Genomic DNA, 1,729 nt, shown 5'->3' on the forward strand with positions numbered 1-1,729 from the left:
AGAACATTTTATAGTTCCCTCGCTTTTATATAGTGTGTTTCCACAACTTTTTGTGCGAGAACAGTTCACACAAGGTAACTGCCAATAAACCATTTCGTTTACTTGTAGTAGCCATGTTGTGTAAAGCAAGAAAGAGGCTTTGTGGCATTATGCTTTTCATGGCGCCAATTAATCTGAATAATAAAGAATATATAAACCCTATAAATCGGACAAAAGTAAAAATAAATAACAGAACTGCAGTTGTAAGTAAAAGAGCAAGAAACCACTTAAAGACTGCGTTGCCATTTGTATTTGTTGTGAAAGCTATATTGTAAACATAAATAGAAAGAATGCCACAAGTAAATATAAAAAGTTGAAATTTCTTTTTAAATGGTAAAGCATAATTCACACTTGTGTTCTCAGTATCACGTAACATTTGAAGTGGTGATACACACATTCCACTTTTTACTGGTATCCAAGAAGCTAAGAAGGTTACAATTAATCCCACAATAATTGTTGTAAAAATTACGGACCATGAAATTCCCCAATGTAGCGGTAGTGAAAGCACGTCTGCTAGATAGGACGTCAGCCAAACACTAGCTAATAAGCCGAGTACAATCCCACCAACTGTTCCGAGAATCGCTAGCCATAATGCTTCTAATAGAAAATATCGAATAATATATTTAGTTTTCATTCCTACGGACTTCATAACAGCGATATCATGCGCACGTGAAGCAATAATGACTTTCATTGTATTAGAAGTAGTAATAGCGGCAATTCCAAGAGCTAATATACTGAAAAGCTGAAGAAATGGTAACAACATCCGTAAATCTTTCTGTTTCTCTAGCTCCTTATCCTGAACATCTATTACACTACTTTGTGGTAATTGTTTTTGAATATTCTTTTTAAAAGAAGAGATATTAACATTTTCATTTAATAAGATTAATGCTTCATTAATTGTGCCTGCAGGTACATTTAAAAGCTGCTGTGCTTGATCTAAATGTAAATAGGCAGTTCCAAAAATCGAAGCATCGCCATAGGATTCTTGGACACCTTCTACTAAACCACTAATTTTATAAGAGGTCATTGCCCCAGTAGAACGGTTAGGAATCTCAACTCTATCTCCTACTTTGACTTGCAAACGGTCAGCTGTATTTTTGGAAAGTAGTAGTTCATCTTTATGTAAAGTACGAATATTAGGAAACAGATTATCACCAAAGAAAGGATAGTGGTTCGTTTCAATTCCCTTTACAATTAAACTTGTTGTTTTCCGATCAGATTTGACCATACTTTGACCTAATAAAGAAGTTGTGAGCGCTTTCTGTTCTTCTTTAGGAATGGAAGAAATAAGAGTTTCGCGATCCATCGGTTTTAAATAGGATTGAACTGACACATCCCCTCCTAAAAGAATTTTAGAGGATTCGTGAATAGATCGCGGAACCAGCTCTACCAACATAGACATAGAAAAGAAACTAGCTACTCCTATTAAAATACTGAACACAGTAAAAAAAGTTCTTAAACGATTACGTGCTAAACTACGTAGTGCAGATTTTAGTAGCATGGTGTTATGCCACCTTCTTGCTCACTAGATTTTGTATGGTCGTTAAAGGTTTCTTGAACGAGGAGGCCATCTTCCATTTTTAAAACACGATCTGAAAGTTTTGCCACATGCGTATTGTCAACAACGATTCAAATTTCCCCAATTTCAACGAAATGAAATTCCCCATTATGAACGGCTAAATCGTTGTTT

Annotated in this window: 1 pseudogene; it reads right to left on the minus strand. The window is 35.2% G+C overall.

The window, feature by feature from the left end:
- Nucleotides 1-70: 70 nt before the first annotated feature.
- Nucleotides 71-1,540: pseudogene (locus tag PDQ68_RS28525) on the minus strand (FtsX-like permease family protein); the annotation flags it as partial.
- Nucleotides 1,541-1,729 lie beyond the last annotated feature (189 nt).

This window comes from Bacillus cereus group sp. Bc010, from assembly GCF_027716745.1.
Lineage (GTDB): Bacteria > Bacillota > Bacilli > Bacillales > Bacillaceae_G > Bacillus_A > Bacillus_A pacificus.